The organism is Micromonospora sonneratiae (assembly GCF_042679305.1).
GTDB lineage: Bacteria > Actinomycetota > Actinomycetes > Mycobacteriales > Micromonosporaceae > Micromonospora_H > Micromonospora_H sonneratiae.
On record NZ_JBHTMP010000148.1, the window covers coordinates 1 to 2,082 of the forward strand.

Annotated in this window: 2 protein-coding genes; one reads left to right on the forward strand and one right to left on the reverse strand. The window is 66.1% G+C overall.

Going from position 1 to position 2,082, the window contains the following annotated elements; translation table 11 throughout:
* The first annotated feature begins 181 nt into the window (after positions 1-181).
* Positions 182-1,081, forward strand: a complete 900-nt coding sequence (locus tag ACFQ4H_RS34700) for a hypothetical protein (protein WP_377579501.1) — start codon at positions 182-184, stop codon at positions 1,079-1,081.
* On the opposite strand, the gene ACFQ4H_RS34705 is transcribed toward ACFQ4H_RS34700, so the two are convergent.
* Positions 1,078-1,692 (reverse strand): NADAR family protein, encoded by a 615-nt coding sequence (locus ACFQ4H_RS34705; RefSeq protein WP_377579503.1) that lies wholly within the window; start codon positions 1,690-1,692, stop codon positions 1,078-1,080. The genes ACFQ4H_RS34700 and ACFQ4H_RS34705 overlap by 4 nt on opposite strands.
* Between the last annotated feature and the right edge of the window lie 390 nt (positions 1,693-2,082).

Below are 2,082 nucleotides of genomic sequence, written 5' to 3' on the forward strand. Positions count from 1 at the left end.
TGATCTGGTGGCCGAGCACTGGAACAACAGCTGACCCGGCCCGACCGGCCAACAGCTGACATACGAAGTGACGTGAACGGCCGGTGGCCGGGACCCTGTCACAGGGTTCCCGGCCACCGGCTCTTTGCGTTGGAGTCGACCCGATCGCGGGGCAGCCCCTGCGGCACTGTTAGATGCGTGGGTGGCTGTACGACTGGACCTGGACGCGGTGCGGGACGCTGTTGCCGCTACGACCTTCGAGGAAGCCGAGAAGTTGGTGGCTTCCGGCCGGCTCAGCGAGATCGTCGCCGTCGGCGGCGGCGCTGCTGCCTCCATCGACAACGGCGCGGGCTCCCGCGACGAGGTGTGGGTTGGCGTGGTGGCGAAGGCGTTCACCGCAGAGTGTGACTGTTGCCCCGATGGCGATCAGGACGAGCTGTGCGCCCACGCGGTGGCGGTGATCGTAGCCGCGTTGCAGGACGACTTTCTCTGGTCGTCGGCGGCCACCCCACCCTCACAGGAGACCGTCGACCCGAAGGTCCAACGCCTCGCGGACATCGCCGCCACCCTGTCCGTCCGCCGACTGTCCACGATGGTCGCCGAACATGCGGTGACGGATCGCCGCCTGGAGACCCGGCTGCTGGCGTACGCCGGGAAGCTCGGACCGCTGGACGAGGTGGAGGCGGCCGAAGTTCGCCGGACCATCGACAACCTGGCCAGCGAGGCCACCGTTGGTGACTGGCAGGTTCACGATGTCCTCCAGGCCGGGCGGTGGATCGTCGACGAGTTGGAGGTGCTCGTCCAGCGCCCGGTGAACGAGACGGCGCTGTCGCTGGTCGAGCACGCAGCAGTCGTCTGGGACGAACTGGTCAGCAACCTGTACGACGCCGACGCAAGCTATACCGAGGAAGCAGACGAGACCGGTGACGCGGTTCGTGCGGTCCACATCCGTATGTGCCACGAACTCCAACTCGCCCCGGACGACCTGGTTGAGCGCCTGCGTAGCCTCATCGGCGAGGCCGATGTAACCGCCTGCCTCGATGAGCCGGAGGACTATCTACACCTGGTCGGTGCGGCCGGGGTGGCTGCGCTCTGTCGTTAGCGGTGATCCGCCGCCGGTCGCGGCTCATCTGCTCGCTGCTCCGCCTCGCGTAGGAGCGTCCGTGCCCGCATCAGGGCGAACCCGAGCAGGTTGAGCCCTCGCCACTGGGCGGGCCGGGTGGCCAGTTCGTTGCTGGCTCCCATGCCGATGCCCCAGATTCGGTCACGCGGGCTCGCCTCGACCAGAACCCGTTCACCGGTACCCAACAGATAGCGGCGCAGGTCGGCGTGCTGGCCGAACTTCGCCACACTGCCGTCGACCACGATGTCGTACCGCTGTTCCCGCCAGGACTGCTCGTCAAAACCGCGTACCTGTCGTCCGAGTGTCTTGGCCTGCTGTGGATGCGGAACAGTGAGGATCCGTTCGGCGGTTTCGTCATCGTCGAAGAGCCGGGCCTTGCGCCACATCATGTAGTGCTCAGCGGTTGCGAACTCCCTGTCGTCGGCGGTGAACGACGCTGGCCACCACTGACTCAGACAGCCCGCTCCGACACGACCGTCCCGTTCCGGTTGATGGCCCCAGAAGAAGAGAAACTTGACCTTTCCGCCCTCGTCGATGGTCCGGGCGAGATCCGTGATGAGCGTGGCAGGCGAGGACGACATGGCAGGCAGTGTCGCCGACAGGTGTGACAACCGCGGCGCCAGGACTGCGGGCTCGGGGTGGTTGCGGCCGACTGGGCGAAATGTCGGATTTCGGATCATGATCCAGAGCCGATCGGTGGGTTGGCGCGGAATGTTGGCGGGGGTGGGGGCGTTGTATATCGCGTACGGCTGAGTAGCGTGGCCTCTTCGGCCTGGCCCGGTGGTTTTCGGGTGGCTGGAATGTTGGCGGCTGGCTGGTCGTTACATCTTGTCTACGCCCGCACCCCTGGTCCGGGGTTGCGTGTGGCGTTCCTTTTCTTCCCCCCCCCTTTTTCTGGTGAGCGGCGCGCGCTGATGTGTGCGGGTTGCTTCCGCGTCTCTCCTTTCCCCCTGTGGGAGGCGTTCTTTCCCCCTTGTATT